Source organism: Mesorhizobium sp. L103C105A0, assembly GCF_000502215.1.
GTDB lineage: Bacteria > Pseudomonadota > Alphaproteobacteria > Rhizobiales > Rhizobiaceae > Mesorhizobium.
The window spans coordinates 254,695-275,644 of the sequence record NZ_AYXF01000004.1; the positions used below are offsets into that span (position 1 = coordinate 254,695).

At 63.6% G+C, this 20,950-nt stretch carries 19 protein-coding genes and 1 pseudogene; 10 read left to right on the forward strand and 10 right to left on the reverse strand.

From position 1 onward, the window contains the following. Positions 1-11: 11 nt before the first annotated feature. Positions 12-644, reverse strand: a complete 633-nt coding sequence (locus X727_RS149915) for a class I SAM-dependent methyltransferase (protein ID WP_023688807.1) — start codon at positions 642-644, stop codon at positions 12-14. A gap of 107 nt (positions 645-751) precedes the next feature. On the opposite strand from X727_RS149915, the gene X727_RS149910 reads away from it, so the two are divergent. Continuing rightward, on the forward strand, positions 752-1,654 hold the full coding sequence (locus X727_RS149910; protein ID WP_023834348.1) for a phosphotransferase family protein: 903 nt from the start codon (positions 752-754) through the stop codon (positions 1,652-1,654). A gap of 1 nt (position 1,655) precedes the next feature. Here the strand turns inward: X727_RS149910 and X727_RS149905 are convergent, their stop codons facing one another. Next, positions 1,656-2,579, reverse strand: coding sequence for a DMT family transporter (locus X727_RS149905; protein ID WP_023688809.1), 924 nt, complete (start codon positions 2,577-2,579; stop codon positions 1,656-1,658). Positions 2,580-2,651: 72 nt separating this feature from the next. Beyond that, entirely contained in the window at positions 2,652-3,932 is a 1,281-nt protein-coding gene (locus X727_RS149900; protein ID WP_023688810.1) for an amidohydrolase family protein, read from the reverse strand. Between the two features lie 175 nt (positions 3,933-4,107). On the opposite strand from X727_RS149900, the gene X727_RS149895 reads away from it, so the two are divergent. Beyond that, positions 4,108-5,865 (forward strand): ABC transporter ATP-binding protein, encoded by a 1,758-nt coding sequence (locus X727_RS149895; protein WP_023834349.1) that lies wholly within the window; start codon positions 4,108-4,110, stop codon positions 5,863-5,865. 67 nt (positions 5,866-5,932) lie between these two features. Here the strand turns inward: X727_RS149895 and ilvD are convergent, their stop codons facing one another. Then, positions 5,933-7,777 (reverse strand): dihydroxy-acid dehydratase, encoded by a 1,845-nt coding sequence (gene ilvD, locus X727_RS149890; RefSeq protein WP_023725822.1) that lies wholly within the window; start codon positions 7,775-7,777, stop codon positions 5,933-5,935. A gap of 270 nt (positions 7,778-8,047) precedes the next feature. Between ilvD and X727_RS149885 the strand changes: the two genes are divergently transcribed. Then, the gene (locus tag X727_RS149885) at positions 8,048-8,518 is read left to right on the forward strand and encodes a VOC family protein (RefSeq protein ID WP_023685112.1); all 471 of its coding nucleotides are present in this window, start codon (positions 8,048-8,050) and stop codon (positions 8,516-8,518) included. 177 nt (positions 8,519-8,695) lie between these two features. Here the strand turns inward: X727_RS149885 and X727_RS149880 are convergent, their stop codons facing one another. Further along, positions 8,696-10,288, reverse strand: coding sequence for a peptide chain release factor 3 (locus X727_RS149880; RefSeq protein ID WP_023834350.1), 1,593 nt, complete (start codon positions 10,286-10,288; stop codon positions 8,696-8,698). Positions 10,289-10,426: 138 nt separating this feature from the next. On the opposite strand from X727_RS149880, the gene X727_RS149875 reads away from it, so the two are divergent. Beyond that, positions 10,427-11,500, forward strand: coding sequence for an FAD-binding oxidoreductase (locus X727_RS149875; protein ID WP_023672884.1), 1,074 nt, complete (start codon positions 10,427-10,429; stop codon positions 11,498-11,500). Here the strand turns inward: X727_RS149875 and X727_RS149870 are convergent. From X727_RS149870 to X727_RS149860, 3 genes are all read right to left on the reverse strand, one after another. After that, complete coding sequence (locus X727_RS149870) at positions 11,494-12,867, reverse strand: amidase (protein ID WP_023834351.1); 1,374 nt, start codon at positions 12,865-12,867, stop codon at positions 11,494-11,496. The genes X727_RS149875 and X727_RS149870 overlap by 7 nt on opposite strands. Before the next feature lie 301 nt (positions 12,868-13,168). Further along, a complete protein-coding gene (locus X727_RS149865; protein WP_023834352.1) occupies positions 13,169-13,963 on the reverse strand; it encodes a class II glutamine amidotransferase in 795 nt (264 codons plus the stop codon). 15 nt (positions 13,964-13,978) lie between these two features. Next, positions 13,979-14,233, reverse strand: a complete 255-nt coding sequence (locus X727_RS149860) for a DUF6356 family protein (protein WP_023685117.1) — start codon at positions 14,231-14,233, stop codon at positions 13,979-13,981. A gap of 114 nt (positions 14,234-14,347) precedes the next feature. On the opposite strand from X727_RS149860, the gene X727_RS149855 reads away from it, so the two are divergent. From X727_RS149855 to X727_RS149835, 6 genes and pseudogenes are all read left to right on the forward strand, one after another. Then, a complete protein-coding gene (locus X727_RS149855) occupies positions 14,348-14,818 on the forward strand; it encodes an Lrp/AsnC family transcriptional regulator (RefSeq protein WP_023834353.1) in 471 nt (156 codons plus the stop codon). Between the two features lie 85 nt (positions 14,819-14,903). Beyond that, complete coding sequence (gene dut / locus X727_RS149850) at positions 14,904-15,389, forward strand: dUTP diphosphatase (RefSeq protein WP_023834354.1); 486 nt, start codon at positions 14,904-14,906, stop codon at positions 15,387-15,389. Next, positions 15,390-16,125, forward strand: a pseudogene (locus X727_RS01000000164735) (HAD family phosphatase). Positions 16,126-16,301: 176 nt separating this feature from the next. Then, entirely contained in the window at positions 16,302-17,120 is an 819-nt protein-coding gene (locus X727_RS149845; protein WP_245274168.1) for a hypothetical protein, read from the forward strand. Between the two features lie 77 nt (positions 17,121-17,197). Continuing rightward, positions 17,198-18,001, forward strand: a complete 804-nt coding sequence (locus X727_RS149840) for an oxaloacetate decarboxylase (RefSeq protein ID WP_023834356.1) — start codon at positions 17,198-17,200, stop codon at positions 17,999-18,001. A 12-nt stretch (positions 18,002-18,013) separates the two neighbouring features. After that, positions 18,014-19,012 (forward strand): proline racemase family protein, encoded by a 999-nt coding sequence (locus tag X727_RS149835; RefSeq protein ID WP_023834357.1) that lies wholly within the window; start codon positions 18,014-18,016, stop codon positions 19,010-19,012. A gap of 5 nt (positions 19,013-19,017) precedes the next feature. On the opposite strand, the gene X727_RS149830 is transcribed toward X727_RS149835, so the two are convergent. Both X727_RS149830 and X727_RS149825 read right to left on the reverse strand, forming a co-directional pair. After that, positions 19,018-19,719, reverse strand: coding sequence for a sulfate transporter family protein (locus X727_RS149830; RefSeq protein ID WP_023672874.1), 702 nt, complete (start codon positions 19,717-19,719; stop codon positions 19,018-19,020). A 198-nt stretch (positions 19,720-19,917) separates the two neighbouring features. Then, on the reverse strand, positions 19,918-20,820 hold the full coding sequence (locus tag X727_RS149825) for an EamA family transporter (protein ID WP_023834358.1): 903 nt from the start codon (positions 20,818-20,820) through the stop codon (positions 19,918-19,920). Positions 20,821-20,950: the final 130 nt, after the last annotated feature.

The following is a 20,950-nucleotide window of genomic DNA, read 5'->3' on the forward strand; positions in this document are numbered from 1 at the left end:
CGAAACCTGGATTAGCTCACACGAAGCACGAGGCCGCGGCTGGGCACGGTATCCGACTCGCCCGGCATCGAGACATAGGGCGCCGTCTCCTCGGCGCGGACAACCCTGCCCTCAGCCTCGAGCGCAGCGATGCGTTCGGCGAAGCCGGCGTTCCACAGCGTGTTCTTGACCGTCAGCACGATGATGCCGTCCGGCCGGCAGATGCGGATCAGTTCGTCCAGTCCCTCGGCGCCGACATGCCCGGAGGTGAAAACGCCGGCCGAGACGATGCCGGCATAGGCATTGTCGGCAAAGGGGAGCGGCCCGCCGAGCGCCAGGCAATGCAGTGCCGAATAGACGCCCTTTGCCGCCGCCTTGGCCAGCATGCCTTGCGAAATATCGAGCGCTTCGACCTGGGGATAGCCGGTAATGGCCAGCCACTCGCTGATCAGCCCGGTGCCGGCCCCGGCGTCGAGAAGCGGGGCCGCGCCGCGCGGCAGATGCCGTGCGAGCAGGGCCAGGCAGATCGTCGGATGGCGGTAGCCGGCGGCCGACATATCGGCATCGTAGGTTTCCGACCAATTGTCATAGATCGCGGCGACGTCCTCGGGCCGTTGCGCTGAATAGGCGGCGCCAAGCCCGCCATGATCCTTGTTGCCCGCCATGGCTGTTTCTCCGCCAGCTCGCTGCTCACCCTCGATCGGGATGATAGCCAAACGGCGAAAACTGTGGAACCGTTGTCGCAAGAAATAACACGCCAGGGGCAACAGGCATGGGGACGGACGAGGCACGCGCAACACTTGCGGCAATTCCGGCATTGGCGGGCTATGACGGACCGCTTGAGCGGCTGGGCGGGATGACCAATCTCGTCTTTCGGGCCGGCGATATCTGCCTGCGTATCCCCGGCAAAGGCACGGAGGAGTATATCAACCGCGCCAATGAAGCGGTGGCGGCGCGTGAGGCGGCCAAAGCGGGCGTCAGTCCCGAGGTGCTGCATGTCGACCCTGCGACAGGCGTGATGGCGAGCCGCTTCGTTGCCGGCGCCGTGACGATGTCGCCGGAGAAGTTCAAGCTGCGCGCCGGTAGCCCGGCCCGCGCCGGCGAAGCCTTCCGCAAGCTGCACTCGTCAGGCGCGGTGTTCCCGTTCCGCTTCGAGCTGTTCGCGATGATCGACGACTATCTCAAGGTGCTCGCGACCAAGGATGTGGCCTTGCCCGCCGGCTACCACGATGTCGTGCGTGAATCCGACACCGTGCGTGCGGCGCTTGCCGCGCATAGACTGCCGCTTGCGGCCTGCCATTGCGATCCGCTGTGCGAGAATTTCCTCGATACGGGCGAGCGGATGTGGATCGTCGACTGGGAATATTCGGGGATGAACGACCCGCTCTGGGACCTCGGCGACCTCTCGGTCGAAGGCCGGTTCGACACCGCGCAGGAGGAAGAGATGATGCGCGCCTATTTCGGCGGCGAGGCAAAACCGGCCGAGCGCGGCCGCGTCGTCACCTACAAGGCGATGTGCGACCTGTTGTGGACGCTCTGGGGCCTTATCCAGCTTGCCAACAACAACCCGGTCGAGGATTTCCGCGCCTATGCCGACGGCCGCTTCGCCCGTTGCAAGGCGCTGATGGAAACGCCTGAGTTTTCACGGCATCTGGCGGCGGTGCGCCAAGGTTAGGTCAATTCACGCCTTTCGGCACGTTCTCCGGCGGCACGACTGTTTCGACCACCTTCTGGCGGTGGAAGATGAACAGGCCGGCGAGCACGACGATGGCCGAGCCGATCAGGATGCGCGGTCCCGGCACGTCGCCGAAGAAGGCCAGGCCGAAGATCACCGCCCATAGAAGCAGGCTGTAGTGCAGCGGCGCCAGCGTCGAGGCAGGGGCCAGTTTCAGCGCCCTGGTAATCATCAGATGCGCGCTGCAGGAGACGATGCCGAGCAGGAGCATGGCGCCGAAATCGAGTGCCGAGGGCGTCTGCCAGGCACCTATGGTCATCACGCCGCCGACCAGCAGCGTGCCGATAGTCTGCCAGGTGACCAGCGTTGTGTCGCTGGTGCCGCGCAGGCGGCGGCTGAGGATGATGGCGAAGGCGAAGGCAATGCTGCCGACCAGTGCGAACAGCGAGGACTGCGAGAACGCCGCCGAAGACGGCTTCAAGATGATCAGCACGCCGCAGAAGCCGACCAGGATGGCCGCCCAGCGGCGCCAGCCGACCTTTTCGCCGAGCAGGAAATGCGACAGCGCCGCCACATAGATCGGCCCCGCCATGTAGAAGCTCATCACATCGGCCAGCGGCAGATAGACGACGGCCGCGTAAAACAAGGCTGTGTCCACCGTGGTCGCCAGCACGCGCAGAATCTGGAGGACCGGCCGCTCCATCTGGAACAGTCTGCCGGCGCCCTGGTTGGCGATCATCGGGCCGAGCACGATGAAGGCGCCGATGGATCGGATCAGCACCACCTGGCCGACCGAGAAGCTGGCGACCAGCCATTTGCCCATCGCGTCGTTCAGCGCGAACATGAAGTCGCCGGCCAGCATCAAAAGGATGCCGGCCAGAAGCGCGTTCCTGATGGTAAAGGTGCGGACGAGCGACTGGGCCATGCGGCTCCCTAGCTGCAAGCGGCCGCTTTGACGAGGCAAATCGGTAAGACCAGCGGCGGAAATCGGCTGTTTCTACGCAGTTTTGTGCCGCCGGTTCACCTGTCCGGGACGGCCGACGATCGACAGCCGTGTCTCCTGCTTCGTGCGCTCGGCCACCACCTTGCCCCTGGCGACAACGCACAGCCGTTCGGCACGTAACCTCAAGGCTTCGATCGGATTGCCGGCATCGAGGATAACGAAGCTGGCGCGCTTGCCCACGGCAAGGCCGAGATGATCGAGGCCCATGATGGCGGCGTTGACGTTGGTGACCATGTCGAAGCAGCGTGCCATGTCGGCAGGGCTCGACATCTGAGCGACGTGAAGCCCCATGAAGGCGACGTCGAGCATGTCGGCGGTGCCGAGCGAATACCAGGGGTCGAGAACGCAATCCTGGCCCCAGCCGACGCGGATGCCGAGCGCCTGCATCTCCTTCACCCGGGTCATGCCGCGGCGTTTGGGAAACGTGTCGTGGCGGCCCTGCAGCATGATGTTGATCAGCGGATTGGGGATCGCCGAGACACCGGCCTCGGCGATCAGCGGCAGCAGCTTGGAGACGTAATAATTGTCCATCGAGTGCATCGAGGTGAGGTGCGAGCCGGCCACCTTGCCCTGCAGGCCAAGGCGCTGCGTCTCATAGGCAAGCTGCTCGATGTGGCGCGACAACGGATCGTCGGTCTCGTCGCAATGCAGGTCGACCATCAGCCCGCGATCTGCCGCGATTTCGCAAAGTTCGGTGACCGAGCGCGTGCCGTCGGCCATGGTGCGTTCGAAATGCGGGATGCCGCCGACGATGTCGACGCCCATGTCGAGCGCGCGCAGCGTGTTCTGGCGCGCCGTCGGCGAACGGTAGAAGCCATCCTGCGGGAAAGCGACCAGTTGCAGATCGATATAGGGCGCGACAATCTTCTTGACGTCGAGCAGCGCCTCGACCGCCAGCAGCCGGTCGTCGCAGACATCGACATGGGTACGGATGGCGAGCAGGCCCATCGAGACCGCCCAGTCGCAATAGGCGAGCGCCCGCTCGCGCACCGCGTCATGGGTCAAGAGCGGCTTCAGTTCGCCCCACAGCGAAATGCCTTCCAGCAGCGTGCCCGAAGCGTTGATGCGTGGAATGCCGTAGGACAGCGTGGCGTCCATATGGAAATGCGGATCGACGAAGGGCGGCGAGATCAGATTGCCACGGGCGTCGATCGCCGTGCCGGCGCTGACATGCAGTTCGGACTCGATGGCGACGATCGTCTCGCCGATGATGCCCAGGTCGGCGACGGTGCCGTCGGGCAGCGTTCCGCCGCGCACAACAAGGTCGAAATCCATCTGTCGTCATCTCCCCGCAGATCAGTCGCCGCAATCGTGGCGCAAAAGACACCGTGCCGCAGCCGATTGTCTCCGCGACAGCGAAAGGTTCCATCCGGCCACAACTCGCTCTATAAGCCGCCTTTCGCCCCGGTGGCGAATCCGAAATTCGTCAGTCAGGCATGGGATCGGCCATTTGTTTCGCTTCTTCCGTTCGACGGAAAACCAGCGCCTTATCGCAAGGCTTTTGCGGGAATCCTTTCACGCGCATAGATTTGGCTACGCTGCGGCCATTCTGTCGATGCTGGTGGTGGCGGCAACGACAGCAGCCAGCGCCTATATGCTGCGCGAAATCACCAATGAATTCGTGGTTTACAAGCGGATTGGGCAGGTCAATCTGATCGCGGCGGCGACCGGAGCGATTTTCATTCTCAAGGGCTTCGCAAACTTCATCCAGGCCTACTTCATGAGCAGGGTCGGCAATGCCATCATCGCCGACCGGCAGCGCAAGATCTATGACAGCATTCTTGCGCAAGGCATCGAATTCTATCATTCGACCTCTTCGTCCGAACTGATTTCGCGCATGACGAACAATGCCCAGGCCGCGCGCAGCGTGCTCGACCAAATCGTCACGTCCTATGTTCGCGACCTGGTGACGCTGGCTGCGCTGGTGGGGGTGATGGTCTGGCAGCAGCCGGCGCTGTCCCTGATCTGTCTGGTGATCGGGCCGATCGCCATTTACGGCGTCAATCGTATCCTGAAGCGCGTCCGAAAAATTGCCTCGCAAGAATTCCGTTCGCTCGGCCAGATCGTGCAGGTGATGCAGGAAACGGCGATCGGCGTGCGCGTCGTCAAATCCTTCGGTCTCGAAGGCGCCATGCGCAAGCGCATGTACAAGGCCGTGTCGGACGTGGAGAGCCGCGCCAACAACATCGCCACGCTGGAGGCCGCCACCAGCCCGGTGATGGAAACGCTTGCGGGGCTGGCCATCGCTGGCGCCGTTTTTGTCAGCGGCTTCCTGGTTCTGGGCGGCGGCGGTCAGATGCCGGGCAACATCATGGCGTTCATCGCGGCGCTGCTGTTGGCCTATGAGCCGGCCAAGCGCCTGGCCCGCGTACGCATCTCGCTTGAAACCGGCATTGTCGGCGTGCGCATGATGTTCCAGCTCGCCGACCGGCCGCTGACGCTGGCCGAAAAGCCGGATGCAAAGCCGCTGCGGGCCGGGCCGGGCGAGATCCATTTCGACAATGTCAGCTTCGCCTACCCCGAAAGCGCGCCGGTGTTCGAGGGACTGGACCTGACGCTTGCCGCAGGCAAGATGACGGCGCTGGTCGGACCCTCGGGCAGCGGCAAGTCGACCATCCTCAACCTGACCATGCGCATGTACGACCCGCAGGTCGGCAGGGTGATGTTCGACGGGCAGGACATTTCTTGTGCCACGCTCACCTCGGTCAGGGAAAAGATCGCCTATGTCAGCCAGGACACGTTCCTGTTTGCCGGCACGATCATGCACAACATCAGGCTCGGGCGCGAGGGCGCCACGGACGAGGAAGTAATGGCCGCCGCAAGGGCCGCCAATGCACATGACTTCATCAGCGCCCAGGCGAAAGGGTACGACACGGATGTCGGCGAGAATGGCGCGCTGCTGTCAGGCGGCCAGCGCCAGCGCATCTCGATCGCGCGCGCCATGCTGCGCAATGCCGAAATCCTGCTGCTAGACGAGGCGACCAGCGCGCTCGACGCCGAATCCGAGGCGCTTTTCCGCGACGCGCTGCAGCAGCTGACGGTCGGGCGCACCACCATCGTCATTGCCCACCGCCTGTCGACCGTGCACCAGGCCGACACGATCGTGGTGCTGGAGGCCGGCAAGGTGGTGGAAAGCGGCGCGCATCGCACGCTGCTCAACCAAGGCGGGCTGTATCAGAAGCTTTATGAATATCAGTTGATGCCGTGAGCTTTACCCTCCCCCTTGTGGGGAGGGTCGCTGCGCAGCAGCGGGGTGGGGGTCGGCGCCGCACCCCTCACTCCGGTACGTGCCGCACCGCGCCCTTGTCGGCGCTGGTGGCGAAGGCGGCGTAAGCGCGCAGCGCGGTCGTCACCTTGCGCTTGCGCTTTTCCTCGGGCTTCCAGGCCATGGCGCCCTTCGCCTCCATGGCCGCGCGGCGCGCGTCGAGTTCAGCGTCGCTGACAGCAAGCCGGATCGTGCGGTTGGGGATGTCGATCTCGATCGTATCGCCTTCCTGCACCAGTCCGATCGTGCCGCCTTCCGCTGCTTCGGGCGAGGCATGGCCGATCGACAGGCCTGATGTGCCGCCGGAGAAGCGGCCGTCGGTGACCAGCGCGCAGGCCTTGCCGAGGCCTTTCGACTTTAGATAGCTCGTGGGGTAGAGCATTTCCTGCATGCCGGGACCGCCGCGCGGTCCTTCATAGCGGATGACGACGACATCGCCGGCCTTGATTTCGTTGGACAGGATCGCCTTCACGGAAGCGTCCTGGCTTTCGAACACGCGGGCCGGGCCGGTGAACTTCAGGATCGACTCGTCAACGCCGGCCGTCTTCACGATGCAGCCGTCGAGCGCCAGATTGCCTTTCAGCACGGCAAGGCCGCCGTCTTTCGAGAACGGCGTCTCGGCTGAGCGGATGACGCCCTTCTCGCGGTCGAGGTCGAGCTCGTCCCAGCGGCGGTCCTGGCTGAAGGCGACCTGTGTCGGCACGCCACCCGGAGCGGCGAGAAAGAAGTCGCGGACGCTCTGGCTCGAGGTGCGGGAGATGTCCCAATGGTCAAGCGCTTCGCCCAGGCTTGCCGTATGCACCGTGGGCAGGTTGCGGTTGAGCAGCCCGGCATTGTCGAGCTGGCCGAGGATCGCCATGATGCCGCCGGCGCGGTGGACGTCTTCCATATGCACGTCGGACTTGGCCGGTGCGACCTTGCACAGCACCGGAACGCGGCGTGACAGCCGGTCGATGTCTTCCATGGTGAAATCGACCTCGCCCTCATGGGCGGCGGCCAGGATATGCAGCACGGTGTTGGTCGAGCCGCCCATGGCGATATCGAGCGTCATGGCGTTCTCGAAGGCGCCTTTGGAGGCGATGCTGCGCGGCAGTGCCGACTCATCATCCTGCTCGTAGCAGCGCTGGGCGAGATCGACGATGAGATGGCCGGCCTCGACGAACAGCCGCTTGCGGTCGGCGTGGGTTGCGAGGGTCGAGCCATTGCCGGGTAGCGACAGGCCGAGCGCCTCGGTCAGGCAATTCATCGAATTGGCGGTGAACATGCCGGAGCACGAGCCGCAGGTCGGGCAGGCCGAGCGTTCGATGACCTTGACGTCCTCGTCGGAGATCTTGTCGTCGGCGGCGGCAACCATGGCGTCGACCAGGTCGAGCGCTTGTGTCTTGCCGGCGAGCACCACCTTGCCGGCTTCCATCGGCCCCCCGGAGACGAAGACGCTTGGGATATTGAGGCGCAAGGAGGCCATCAGCATGCCGGGCGTGATCTTGTCGCAATTGGAGATGCAGACCATGGCATCGGCGCAATGCGCGTTGACCATATATTCGACCGAGTCCGCGATCAGCTCGCGCGACGGCAGCGAATAGAGCATGCCGTCATGGCCCATGGCGATGCCGTCATCGACGGCGATGGTGTTGAATTCCTTGGCGACACCGCCGGCCTTCTCGATCTCGCGCGCCACCAGCTGGCCAAGGTCCTTGAGATGGACATGACCCGGCACGAACTGGGTGAAGGAATTGACCACCGCGATTATCGGCTTGCCGAAATCCGAGTCCTTCATGCCGGTGGCGCGCCACAGGCCGCGGGCGCCGGCCATGTTGCGGCCGTGGGTGGTAGTGCGGGAGCGATAGGCCGGCATGAATGTTCCTTGGCTGGTTGGCTGCGCTCAACGCGGAGCGTGGCGGCGCTTAATTTGGACCGCGGGGTTTATAGACCGGCAAGTATGGTCTGGCCACATTTTTGCAATGCGCCAGAGTCTCGCTGAAATCAGGGTTTCGAAAAAGATTGCCGGCCAGTGTCGGATCGCTAGCCCGGCATCCGTCCTTGGGACGACGGCAAGGGAATGGCACCATTTCTATAAGTCAGCCGCTTCACCTGTAACCGCAACCAAACACCCGAGGAGCATGACATGCAAAAGATCACCACCTGCCTGTGGTTCGATGGCCAGGCCGAAGAGGCGATGAATTTCTACGTTTCCATCTTCAAGAACTCGAAGGTACTGAGCGTGCTGCGTTGGCCCGAAGGCCATACCGATGCCGGCAAGGCGCTGGTAACCACGTTCGAACTCGACGGCGTGCAGTTCCAGGCGCTGAACGGCGGACCGCAATTCAAGTTCAACGAGGCGATGTCACAGTCGATCGACTGCAAGACGCAGGAAGAGGTCGACTATTTCTGGGACAAGCTCATCGAAGGCGGCGGCGAACCGTCGCAATGCAGCTGGCTGAAGGACAAGTTCGGCGTCTCCTGGCAAGTCGTGCCGGAGCAACTGCCGCGCCTGCTTCTGGATCCGGACCGGGCCAAGGCCGGGCGGGTGATGTCGGCGATGATGCAGATGAGCAAGATCGATATTGCCAAGATCGAGGAAGCTGCGAAGGGGTGAGAAGCGGCCGCGTAGCGGACGAAAAGCCAATTGCTTTGCTTTTCGAGCTTCGAACGCCCTGAGCCACGCGAACGGCCGGCGCGCGTTGGAGCCAATTGACCCTTCAAGGTCGGCGCTGCCCCTCATCCGCCCTCGGGCACCTTCTCCGCGTAAGCGGGCAGAAGGAAAAGGGGCGCCTTACGCCGCCTTGTCGCGGACCTGGTAGTCCTTGATGGTGGCGAAGCGGATCGCCCTCCAGCGTTCGGCTTCGTAGTTCAGCGAGAAGGCGTTCTGGGCCAGAAACACCGGGTCGTTGTCGAGATCGCGGGCGATGTCGCCGCGATGCGCCTCAATGAAGCGAAGCGTTTCGGCCTTGTCGTCGGCAGAGATCCAGCGGCAGACCGAGAAGCGCGACATTTCGAATTCGACCGGCAGCGTGTATTCGAAATTCAGCCTTTCCTTCAAGACGTCGAGCTGCAGCGCGCCGACAACGCCGACGATGGCCGGCGAGCCGTCTTCCGGCGAAAACAGCTGCACGACGCCTTCCTCGGCCATCTGGTGCAGCGCTTCCTTGAGTTTTTTCGCCTTCATCGCGTCGCCGAGGCGCACACGGCGCAGGATTTCCGGCGCGAAGTTGGGTACGCCGCGGAACAGTATGTCCTCGCCTTCGGTCAGCGTATCGCCGATACGCAGCGTGCCGTGGTTGGGAATGCCGACGACATCGCCGGCAAACGCTTCGTCGGCGGTGACGCGGGTGCGGGCAAAGAAGAACTGCGGCGCCGACAGGCTCATCGGCTTGCCGGTGCGCACCAGCTTGGCCTTCATGCCGCGCTCGAGCTTGCCCGAACAGACGCGCACGAAGGCGATGCGGTCGCGATGGTTGGGGTCCATATTGGCCTGGATCTTGAACACGAAGGACGTCATCTTCTCCTCCGTCGCCTCGACCTTGCGGGTGTCTGCGTCCTGCGCACGCGGCGGCGGGCCGAAGGCGCCGAGCGCCTCGATCAGGTCGCGCACGCCGTAATTGCGCAGCGCCGAGCCGAAATAGACCGGTGTCAGATGGCCTTCGCGGAAGGCGTCGATGTCGAGCGGGCGGCAAGCTTCGCGCGCGAGCTCCAGCTCCTCGATGAAGGCCTCGCGCTCGTTTTCCGGCAGCAGGCCGGCGACGCGGTTGGAGTCGGGGCCGTTGACCGGCGTGCGGTCTTTCTCGGCATCGCCCCTGCGCACAGCGTTGAGCGCCAGGTGGTAGGTGCCGGCAAAAGTCTTGCCGCGGCCGATCGGCCAGGTGATGGGGGCAGTGTCCAGCGCCAACTTCTGCTCGATCTCGTCGAGAATTTCGAACGGGTCGCGGCTTTCGCGGTCCATCTTGTTGATGAAGGTGATGATCGGGATGTCGCGCAGCCGGCAGACTTCGAACAGTTTCAGCGTGCGCGGCTCGATACCCTTGGCGGCGTCGATGACCATGACGGCGCTATCGACCGCCGACAGGGTGCGGTAGGTGTCGTCGGCAAAATCCTCGTGGCCGGGCGTATCGAGCAGGTTGAAGACATTGTCCTCATATTCGAAGGTCATCACCGAGGTGACGACCGAAATGCCGCGCTCGCGCTCGATCTTCATCCAGTCGGACCGGGTCTGGATGCGATCCTTCTTGGCCTTGACCTCGCCGGCAAGCTGGATGGCGCCGCCGAACAGCAGCAGCTTTTCGGTGAGCGTCGTCTTTCCGGCGTCGGGGTGGGCGATGATCGCGAAAGTGCGGCGGCGCGATACCGCCTGTTCGATGTCTTCAGCCAATTTCTGGAATCCTGTCTGTGGCGCGGGCTTCTAGCAGCGCATTGCTGGCCTGTCGACAGTTTCGGGCCGGCAGGCCGACCACACTTGAGCTTGAATCGTTACGGTGGCATCAGAGGAGCCCATTCTGAGAGGTCCGGTATGAGCAGCGCTAAAGAAGTCATCGTCATTGGCGCCGGCATTATCGGGGCGTCCATAGCCTGGCACCTGACCAAGGCCGGGGCGCGGGTGACTGTGATTTCCGATAGTGGTGCCGGCGGCGTCGCCACGCCAAACTCCTTTGCCTGGATCAACGCCAGCTGGGGCAATCCCGAAATCTATTTCCGGCTGCGCATCCGTGCGATGGCCGAATGGAAGCGGCTGGCAAACGAGCTGCCCGGCCTGCCGCTCGCCTGGTGCGGCGGGCTGTGCTGGGATCTGCCGGCCGACAGGCTCGAAGCCTACGCGGCTGAGCACGCTTGCTGGGGTTACGGCATCGAACGCGTCGACGCCGGGCGGGCAGCGCAAATCGAGCCCAATCTCGTCGAGCCGCCGGAATTCGCTGTCTATGTCGCGGAGGAAGGCGTGGCCGAACCGGTCGCAGCGGCCAAGGCGCTGCTGGCCCACGCAGAACGGCAAGGTGCGCGCGTTCTCTCCAGTTCTGTAACCGCACTTGTCCAGACCGATGGCAGGATTGCCGGTGTCGATACATCGCATGGGCTGATGCCAGCCGAAGAGGTGGTGATCGCAGCCGGTGTCGGGGCGCCCGATATTGCCGCTACCGCCGGCATCAAGCTGCCAATCGAGACGCCGCCCGGTCTGATCGTCCACTCGCAGCCCTACAAGAAGCTCCTCAACGGGCTGGTGCATGCCGAAAAGCTGCATATGCGCCAGACGGCGGAGGGCCGCATCATCGCCGGCTCGGATTTCGCGGGGAGCGATCCCGGTGAGAATCCCGACGCCACGGCGCGCGAGCTGTTTGCAGCAATGAAGGCGGCTTTGCGCGGCGCCGACGAATTGGAATTCGATTTCCACACGGTTGGCTACCGGCCGACGCCGATCGACGGCTTTCCGATCATCGGCCGCGCCGAGGGCACGGAAGGTCTCTATGTCGCCGTCATGCATTCCGGCATAACGCTGGCGCCCGCGGTCGGGCTGTTCGCCACGCGCGAAATTCTCGACGGCGAGCGTGATCCGCTGCTGACGCCTTATGGGTTGGGTCGGTTTGCTCAGTAGCCCGGCGGACGCTTGAAGCCGCCGGTCAGCGCTTCGATCGCCTTGGCGATGCCGAGCAGCCGCGATTCCGACCAGCGCTTGCCGACCAGTTGCAGGCCGATAGGCAGGCCGTCGCGGTCTTGCCCGCAGGGCAGCGAGAGTGCCGGATGGCCGGAATAATTGAAGACCGCGCCATAGGCCGGTAGCATCCAATAGCTTTGCTCCTTGCCGTCGACTTCGATCGGCGTGCCGGGCTCACAATGCGCGAAGGCCGTGGTCATGGCGACCGGGCACAGCAAGGCATCGCAGGTTTCGAAGAACCTGTCCCAGGCCAGGATCGAGCGGTCGCGGCGAGCGAGCGCCTCGAACCAATTGGTGATCGGCGTTGGCTGCTCCGGCGGTTCGGGCTGCGCTGCCTCCAGCATCATGCCGATCAGATCGCCGCCCTGCTCCAGATCGTCATGCAGATCGATCTCAGGCAAGTTCGCTTCTTCCACAATCACCCCTGCTGATTGCAACCGCTTGGCCAGGCTTTCGACCGCGGCAGCGATTTTACCAGCCACCGGAAAGCCGGGGAAGGACGGCGCGACGGCGATGCGCAATGTCTTGAGGTCGAGCCTGGGCATGGCCTCTACGGGCACCGGCGCGAGGTCGGTGTCTGCTCCGTCCGGGCCGGCGATGATTTTGTAGATCAGCGCAAGATCCTCCACGCTGCGCGCCAGCGGGCCGAGGCAGGACATCAGCCGCACGCTACGCGCCGCGCCGTTCGGATCGGGGAAGGCGCCGGCCAGGGACACGCGGTGCTCGGTCGGTTTCAACCCGTAGACGCCGCAAAAAGCCGACGGCAGGCGGATCGAATCCTGCATGTCGGTGCCGACATCGAACGGCGTCATGCCGGTCGCCACCGCTGCCGCTGCGCCACCGCTGGACCCGCCTGACGTGCGCGATCGGTTCCACGGATTGCTGGTGCGACCGAACAGCGGATTGTCCGATTGCCAGTCGCCCAGCATCGTCGCGACATTGGTCTTTCCAATCAGGATGCCGCCTGCGGCTTTCAATCGGGCGACGACCGGGCTGTCTGCCTTTGCCACATAGTCGGCGAATGGTGCGAAACCAACCGTGGTCTTCATATCAGCGGTTTGGTGCATGTCCTTCAACGTGAAAGGCACGCCATGCAGCGGTCCGAGCGCATCGCCGCGCGCCTGCACCGCGTCGGCTTGTTTCGCGCGCTCGCGGGCGCCTTCGAGGTCGAGATTGACGACCGCGTTGACCGCCTCGCTGTGTCGGTCGATTTGGGTCAGATGGGCGTCCAGAGCTTCGACGGCGGAGATCTTTCGCGCCGCGATTGCGGCGGCGAGATCGATGGTCGAGGAAAAGGCGAGGTCCATGATTGCTCCGGCTGCTGCCAAACGTATCGCGGTTTAAAACCAAGTTCAGCATTCGGAGATCATCGGCGCTTGATCAAAATTGCGCTTGCCGGTCGGTAGAGGTTGGCGCTCTACGGCGCCCCCCTCTGTCCTGCCGGACATCTCCCCCACTTTGGGGGAAGATTGGCAGCTTTGGCTTCGGCGCCCCTTTTCCTGCGTTGAAAATTGGCGAAGGCCGCCGTGACCTCCAATCTCCCCCCTCGTGGGGGAGATGTCCGGCAGGACAGAGGGGGGCGCGAAGGAATGCGGCTTAGACTAGGGCCTAGACGACCAGTGCCAGCCTTGCCACAGCCGGCACGAACGGCCGAATGCTCATCCCATCGCCAGTGATCGTGGCAAAACTCGCCGGCGGGATCGCCTGCCAGTCGCCGCCTTCGCGGTCGAAGGGTTCGGACACGATGCAACGACCGCCGTTGCGGAGCGACGTGTACAGGGTCGGTGCGTGGGCATCGCTTGCGTAGCGCACGGCATAGAGCGCGCGCCCATCCGAAAGGGCCGCAGTGAGTTTCAAGGCCGGTTCGAGACCGGCGTGGCGTGACGCCTCCAGAACCCGAGCGGTGGCGCGCGATACTGCCCCTTGCGGGTCGCCAGCAAGACCCTCGTCGATCATCAGCAGGAAAAACAATTCGGAATCGGTGGTGCCCTCGCGCTGGTCGAAGACGGCGTCAGAGAGCGAGTTCTCCAGCGCGCGGCGGATCTTTTCGAAGCCGCCGATCTGGCCGTTGTGCATGAACGACCAGCTGCCGGAGATGAAGGGATGGCAGTTCATGCGGCTGGTGGCGCCGCCGGTCGACGCTCTGACATGGGCGAGGAACAGGCCGGATTTGATCTGCCGGCACAGGCTTTTCAGATTGGGATCCGACCAGGCCGGCAGGATGTCGCGGTAGAGGCCGGGCTCGGGCCGGTCGCCATACCAGGCAAGGCCGAAACCGTCGCCATTGGTCGGCGACTTGGCTTCCTGGGCGCAATGGCTCTGGGCAATCAGCGAGTGGCAAGGCGCGGTGACGACGTCTTCGAGGAAGACCGCTTCACCCAGATAGGCCGCCCATCGGCACATCGCTTCTAACCAATCCTAGGCGCGATCCAAGAGAGCCTGGGGCTCCTTGACCGCGTGCGAGCCTCTGTTGTGCGTCCGTTCATAGAGTTCGCGAACGATTCGGCTTGCCGTAGTTTCGAAGAGAAACGGCAAGAAAGCGTGAACGAGTGCCGCACCAGCGGCCATCAGGAGGCGCGAGCAGAACCAGGCGGCAAAGGCCATATGGCTGAAATAGGTCTCGCCCACCTTGGCCGGGTGAGAGGTGAACAGCTTCGAAAACAGCGTCGTCATGGTGATCCCTCCTGCCGGGATAAGCCCCGATGTGGGTATCCTGCCACGGGGTAAAGGTTCATCGGTCTCAATTTGTCCTTGTCTAACGCCGTGGTTCGGGACATTCATCCCAACATGGCGCTTGAATTTGATGAAATCGACCGAAGATTGCTGGCCGAGCTGCAACGCGACGGCACACTGTCGATCGATCAGCTCTCCGAAAAAGTGTCGCTGTCGCGCAACGCCTGCTGGCGCCGGGTCAAGCGGCTGGAAGAGGACGGCGTCATCACCGGGCGGGTGGCGCTGGTCGATGCCGACAAGCTCGGGCTCGGGCTTTCGGTGTTCATCCTGATCCGCACGTCCAATCATGACCCGGACTGGCTGCAGAAGTTTCGGGCGGCGGTGACCGGTTTTCCCGAGATCACCGGAGTCTATCGCATGTCCGGCGATCTCGACTACGTGCTGCGCGCCCGCGTCGCTGACATGAAGGCCTATGACCGGCTCTATCAGCGGCTGATCGCCAAGGTGGCGCTGTCGGACGTTTCGGCCTCCTTCGTCATGGAGGAGATCAAGGAGACGACGGTCGTTCCGGTGGAATTGCGCTAGGTCACACTGACGCCCGAAAGAAAGCCGTTGATAGGCCTGCGGACGAGTTGACCGAATCGCCGTTCGCGCCGATAGGATCGATTTTATGCGCGCAGCCCTCCAAAATTCCTCCGTCATCGGTCCAACCGTCGGCTTCGTCAGGTTGCCGCATGGCGATGGACTTCCCCTTCCCGCTTACGAAAGCACCGGCGCCGCCGGCATGGATCTGCGCGCCGCGGTGCCGGAAGACCGGCCGCTGCTGATCCTGCCTGGCAAGCGCGCCTTGGTGCCGACCGGTCTGATCCTGGAAATTCCCGAAGGAATGGAAGGCCAGGTGCGGCCGCGCTCCGGCCTTGCCTTCAAGCATGGGCTGACCGTCCTCAATTCACCAGGCACGGTCGACAGCGACTATCGCGGCGAGGTTAAGGTGCTGCTGGTCAACCTCGGCGACGAGGATTTCGCGGTGACGCGCGGCATGCGCATTGCCCAGATCGTCTTTGCCGCGGTGACGCAGGTGACGGTTGAGGAGCGCTCGCTGGCCGGCGCCACGACGCGCGGCGCGGGCGGGTTCGGATCGACCGGCACCGCCTGAATGAGCATACCGAAACTGGTCATCTTCGACTGCGACGGAATCCTGGTCGACACCGAGAACCTTGCCAACCGGCGGCTTGCCGAGTGGTTTGTTGCCGCCGGTTATCCCACCACATTCGAATATTGCCGCAAATATTTTTCCGGCCGCAGCATGGCTTCGGTGCAGAAGGAAATCGAAGAGACGACCACGGTGCGGCTCGGCGCCGATTTCGTCGATCGCTGGAATGCCGGCCTGCCCGATCTGTTTGCGCATGGCGTCGAGGCGATCCCCTATGTGCGCGACTTCATCGAGGCGGTTNAATGCCGGCCTGCCCGATCTGTTTGCGCATGGCGTCGAGGCGATCCCCTATGTGCGCGACTTCATCGAGGCGGTTCGCGCGGCCGGCATTCCCTATTGCGTCGCCACTTCTGCGCGTATCTCGAAGATGCACATCACGCTCGGCCAGACCGGGCTGCTGCCGCTGTTCGAGCATGCCATGTTCTCTTCGACCATGGTCAGCCGCGGCAAGCCGTTCCCGGACCTGTTCCTGCATGCGGCAAAGACCATGGGTTTTGCGCCGGCCGACTGCATCGTCATCGAGGACAGCGTTGCCGGCACGCAGGCCGGCATTGCCGCCGGCATGCGTGTCTATGCCTATCATGGCGATCCCTATTCCGACCGCGATGGCCTGGCCAGCGCCGGCGGCGTCCTGTTCGACGACATGCGCGAACTTGCCGGGCTGGTGCCGATCCACTGAAGCTGTGTTAGGTTCCGCGCGGCCAGCCTGAGGCGCCCATGCCAACGAACCTGCTTCGCTCCATCCTAAAGCGTTTCACCGTTTCATGGAAACGGCGAACCGCTCTATCTTTTTGTTTTGTTGCAATTTCCGGCCGGAAAACCGCACACACTTTTCCTGAAATTGCTCTAGCGCTTGTGCTGCTGCCGTGGCTTTGGACCGCAGCCGGCGCGCAAGCCGTCAGCTTCCCGGAATTCGGCAGCGCCATCCCCGGCCACATGGATGTGACCTATCTGGACCTCGCAAGGATGGTCATTCCCGGCCTCGCAGGTGACAGCAACGGTTTCTACCGGGGTGGATTGCCGATCGAGATGCGCCACATCGAGGGACCGGATGGCGGCGGTTCGCCGCCTGAGACATCGGGCCTCTCCAACGCCGGCGTGCTCGCCATCAAGGCCGGGGGCAAGGACCGGCTGGCGATGCTCTACGACCTCGGCGACTCTCCCGACAGCGCCGAAGGCTATGCCGTGCTGGCGCTCTACGACATCACAGACAAGCCGAAGCTGCTCGACGCCGTCAATGTCGCGCTCGACCGCGGCACCTATTTCCGTGAACCGGGCAAGCTTTCCGTTGGGCCGAACGACGACATCGTGATCACCATGAGCGCGCATTTCAATTCAAGCCAAAACTACGCGATCACGCCGCTGATCATGGTGCGCGACGACAAATTCCAACTGATCGACATGATCTTCACCTTCGATGAGAACCTGTGCGCCTACAGCCGCAAGCAGGACGTTGCTTTCCAGACGATCGCTGACGGGCAGCCTTATGCCGCGGTCAAAGTGATAGTGACCGACGCCACGGTGCTCAACGGCGAGAGCTGCGACGACCAGCCGCCCAAGCCAGAAGCCCATGCAATTTCCGTCACCTATCATTGGGACAAGAAGACGTTGCACTATGTCAAGGATTCCGATGCGCTGGACAGACTGGCAGGAGAGAACGCCAAACGCTTCTGAGCCAACCGCATTCGTTTGCCCGGTGCATTTCTGCACGATAGAATCCGCCGGCATTTCCGCATCTGAAGGGAGCACTCATGGACAAGGGCAAGATCTTTCGCGACCTGCACGCCTCGACCTTCGTCATGCCCAACCCCTGGGATGTCGGCACGACCAAGCTCCTGGCCTCCTTCGGCTTCAAGGCGCTGGCGACGACCAGCGCCGGTTTTGCCTTCTCGCGCGGCCTGCCCGATGGCGCAGTGACCTTCGAGGCGATGATCCACCATTGCCGCGAGCTGACGGCGGCAACCAGCCTGCCGGTGTCGGCCGATCTCGAAAAAGGCAAGGGCGACAGCGCGACGAGTGCCGCCGAGACGGTTTTTGCGGCCGAAGCGGCAGGTCTCGCCGGCTGCTCGATCGAGGACCATACCGGCGATCCCGACAAGCCCATCTATGAGTTTTCACACGCCGTCGAGCGCGTTGCAGCTGCTGCTGAAGCCGCACGGGCGCTCAAGCATGATTTCGTCTTCACCGCACGGGCCGAGAATTTCCTTTGGGGCAAACCGGATCTCGACGACACGATCAAGCGGCTGCAGGCCTTCGAAAAGGCCGGCGCCGATGTGCTCTATGCGCCCGGCCTCAAAGATGTCGAGACCATCCGGGACGTCTGCTCGGCGGTGAGCAGGCCGGTCAACGTCATGGCACTGTCGGCCTTCACCATCGCCGACCTTGCCATGGCCGGGGTCAAGCGCATCTCGCTCGGTCCGTGGCTGACCAATTTCGCCTTCGGCATGCTGGAAACCGCAGCGCGCGAGATCCAGCAGGACGGCACGTTCGGCTTCACCCGGGCCGCCATGCCGTTCGGCAAATTGCAGGCGCTGTTTTCCAAATCCTCAGGGTAGGGGTCCCGGCGCATGACGCTCACCGTCGTCGACATGCACACCGGCGGCGAGCCGCTCAGGATCGTCACCGACGGCTATCCAGACATTCCCAAAGGCACGATCCTGGAAAAGCGCGCCTATGTGCGCGACCACCTCGACCATTTGCGCAAGCTGCTGATCTTCGAGCCGCGCGGCCACTACGACATGTATGGCGCGCTGCTGGTGGAGCCCGACCTGCCCGGCGCCGAGCTGGCCGTGCTGTTCATGCACAACGAGGGCTATTCGACGATGTGCGGCCACGCCATCATTGCGCTTGGCCGCTACGCCGTCGACGAAGGGCTGGTGGTCAAGCAGGAGCCAATCACCACCGTCAATATCGAGGCGCCGTGCGGCATGGTCGTCGCTTCGGTGGAGGTCAAGGACGGCAAAGCGGGATCCGTGTCGTTCGAAAGCGTGCCGGCCTTTCTGTTTGCCCATGACCAACAAATCGAATTGGGGGGATACGGCAAGATTGCGTTCGACATCGCCTATGGCGGCGCCTTCTACGCGCTGGCCGGCTGCCATCAATTCGGCCTGGAGTTCGGCCGCAGCCGGGTGCGCGATTTCGTCGACGCGGCAACCGCGCTGACCGAGCGGCTGAAGGCGGCGTTCCCTCTATCGCATCCCGACCATGCCGATCTCGCTTTCCTCTACGGCACCATCCTCACCGATGGACACGATGCATTCTCCAGCGAGGCAACGAAAAACATCTGCGTCTTTGCCGATGCCGAGGTCGACCGCTCGCCGACCGGCTCCGGCGTCACCGCGCGGCTGGCGGCAATGCATGCCAAGGGTGAGATCAACCCTGGTCAGGAGCGGTCCTTCGAAAGCATCGCCGGCTCGCGCTTTTCCGGAGCGGTGGCGCGCACGACCATGGCCGGCCCGCATGATGCGATCATCGCCCGCGTCGGCGGCCGCGCCTACTATTCGGGCCGGACGGAATTCACCGTCGAGCCGGATGACGAATTGGGACGCGGTTTTCTTCTGCGTTGATAGGCCTATCGCCCGGCGCTCTCCCGCGCGCCGACCGCCTTGTGCAGATGCACCATCATGGCGGCGGCAAAGAGCGGCGTCAGCAGGTTGAGCAGGGGCACGGCGAGGAAGGCAGCGATGAGCAGCCCGGCCAGAAAGACGGTGCCGGCATATTTCCGGCGCAACGCCCTCGCCTCATCTTCCGGGCGGAAGCGCATGGCGGCGAATTCGAAGAATTCACGTCCGAGCAGATAGCCGTTGACGATGAAGAAGGCGGCGATGTTGACGCCTGGAACCAACAGAAGGAGCAAGGCGACGATGTTGCCCAGGATGACGACGCCGAAGAATTTCACCGACAACACGAGCGAGCGCAGCGCCGGCATGGCGCGTCCGACGGGATCGGCCGGATAGTCGGTGCGCTCGACCACTTCGGCGATGTCGTCGAGAAACAGGCCCGCCACGATTGCCGTCACCGGCGCGATCAGCAGCGCCATCCCGAAGGCAAGCGCGATGGCAGCGATGATGCCGCTCAGCCATCCGGCCCAGGACGGCAGGCCGGGCAGCAAGGAGTGAACCCATGGCAGGGCCAGCCAATCGACAAGCCCGGTCAACACGAACCACAAGGCGACCAGCGCCAGGACGGTCAAGCCCAGCGTCTTCAGGAAAACCGCGCGGAATTCGGGAGAAAACAGCCGGCTGAAGGCGGCGCGGGCAGCGTTGGAGATCACGGCGTTTCCACCCCCAGGAACAAACGGATATCTCCGACATAGGCGGAGACCCTGTCAGCCGCAAGCCTGCTGGAGCGGGCGCAATTCCGGACGGGAACTAGAGCATGATCCCAAAAAGTGGGTACCGGTTTTTGGAAAAGATCATGCTCCAACAAAGGGCTAGATCATGATGAGATTTCAACCAAATCTCATCATGATCTAGCGCGCCAGCGCCCGGGAGCGGGCGGGGATGGTCATTGCCGCAACGCCGGCGACGACGCAGCCCATGCCCCAGAAAGCTGTCGGCCCAACGCTTTCACCGAGGAACAGGACGCCGATGCCGACGCCGATCGGCACGCGCAGATAGGCCTGCGACGTCGTGCCGACCGAACCAAGCGTGTGGATGAGGCGGAAAAAGATGCAGAAGGCCAGCGCCGTGGAGAACACCGACAATGCCAACAAGGCCAGTATCGACGCCATTGAAGGCGACAGCGTCCACGGGCGGTCGAAGGCCAGGCTCAAGGGGACGAGGATGACCGCGCCGCACAGCATCGAGCCGGCGGCCGGCAGCATCGGGTCGAGTCCCCTAAAGCTGCGGCCGAAAATGGCGGCGCCGGCATAGCAGACCGTGGCGGCAATGACGGCAAGCTGCGCCCACAATTGATGGCCGAGCCCGCCAAGCGCCTGGGTGCCGACGATCAGGCAAATGCCGGCAATGCCGGCACCGACACCGAACAGCTTGCGTGCGGTCACGGATTCATGGCGGGTGATAAGCGCGGTCAGCAGGAAGGTGAAGATCGGCGAGGTCGCGTTGAGAATGGTGGCCAGACCGGCGTCGATGGAGCGCTCGGCGGCGGCGATCAGCGTGAACGGCACGACGCTGTTGAGGCAGGCCTGGACCATGAACCGCCACAAGGTCGCGCTGTCCTTGGGCATGGCGAGGCCGCGCCAGCGGATCAGCGCGAGCAGGATGGCGCCGGCAATCAAGGTGCGGGCAGCGATGAAGGATATCGGCGGGATCGTCTCGACACCGATCTTGATGAAGGTATAGGACGCGCCCCACAGGGCGGCCAGCACGCCAAGCAGCGCCAGTTCGGTGGTCATGTCGGTCTTTGCTTGCATGCGGGTGCTTCCAGCGCTTGATTTGAGGCCAAGCTTGTAGGCGACCCGGCGGTCAGATGCTTCGGCCACGGTCGAACTGTGATGGAGCCTCGTCCCAGGCGCGCGCGCCGGCTTGGGCCGGCAAAGGATG

What these genes read in the sequence shown, in the direction of transcription:
- X727_RS149915 (WP_023688807.1), bottom strand. Translation starts at nt 644, where the DNA reads ATGGCGGGCAACAAGGATCATGGCGGGCTTGGCGCCGCCTATTCAGCG.
- X727_RS149910 (WP_023834348.1), top strand. Translation starts at nt 752, where the DNA reads ATGGGGACGGACGAGGCACGCGCAACACTTGCGGCAATTCCGGCATTG.
- X727_RS149905 (WP_023688809.1), bottom strand. Translation starts at nt 2,579, where the DNA reads ATGGCCCAGTCGCTCGTCCGCACCTTTACCATCAGGAACGCGCTTCTG.
- X727_RS149900 (WP_023688810.1), bottom strand. Translation starts at nt 3,932, where the DNA reads ATGGATTTCGACCTTGTTGTGCGCGGCGGAACGCTGCCCGACGGCACC.
- ilvD (WP_023725822.1), bottom strand. Translation starts at nt 7,777, where the DNA reads ATGCCGGCCTATCGCTCCCGCACTACCACCCACGGCCGCAACATGGCC.
- X727_RS149885 (WP_023685112.1), top strand. Translation starts at nt 8,048, where the DNA reads ATGCAAAAGATCACCACCTGCCTGTGGTTCGATGGCCAGGCCGAAGAG.
- X727_RS149875 (WP_023672884.1), top strand. Translation starts at nt 10,427, where the DNA reads ATGAGCAGCGCTAAAGAAGTCATCGTCATTGGCGCCGGCATTATCGGG.
- X727_RS149870 (WP_023834351.1), bottom strand. Translation starts at nt 12,867, where the DNA reads ATGGACCTCGCCTTTTCCTCGACCATCGATCTCGCCGCCGCAATCGCG.
- X727_RS149865 (WP_023834352.1), bottom strand. Translation starts at nt 13,963, where the DNA reads ATGTGCCGATGGGCGGCCTATCTGGGTGAAGCGGTCTTCCTCGAAGAC.
- X727_RS149860 (WP_023685117.1), bottom strand. Translation starts at nt 14,233, where the DNA reads ATGACGACGCTGTTTTCGAAGCTGTTCACCTCTCACCCGGCCAAGGTG.
- X727_RS149855 (WP_023834353.1), top strand. Translation starts at nt 14,348, where the DNA reads ATGGCGCTTGAATTTGATGAAATCGACCGAAGATTGCTGGCCGAGCTG.
- dut (WP_023834354.1), top strand. Translation starts at nt 14,904, where the DNA reads ATGCGCGCAGCCCTCCAAAATTCCTCCGTCATCGGTCCAACCGTCGGC.
- X727_RS149840 (WP_023834356.1), top strand. Translation starts at nt 17,198, where the DNA reads ATGGACAAGGGCAAGATCTTTCGCGACCTGCACGCCTCGACCTTCGTC.
- X727_RS149835 (WP_023834357.1), top strand. Translation starts at nt 18,014, where the DNA reads ATGACGCTCACCGTCGTCGACATGCACACCGGCGGCGAGCCGCTCAGG.
- X727_RS149825 (WP_023834358.1), bottom strand. Translation starts at nt 20,820, where the DNA reads ATGCAAGCAAAGACCGACATGACCACCGAACTGGCGCTGCTTGGCGTG.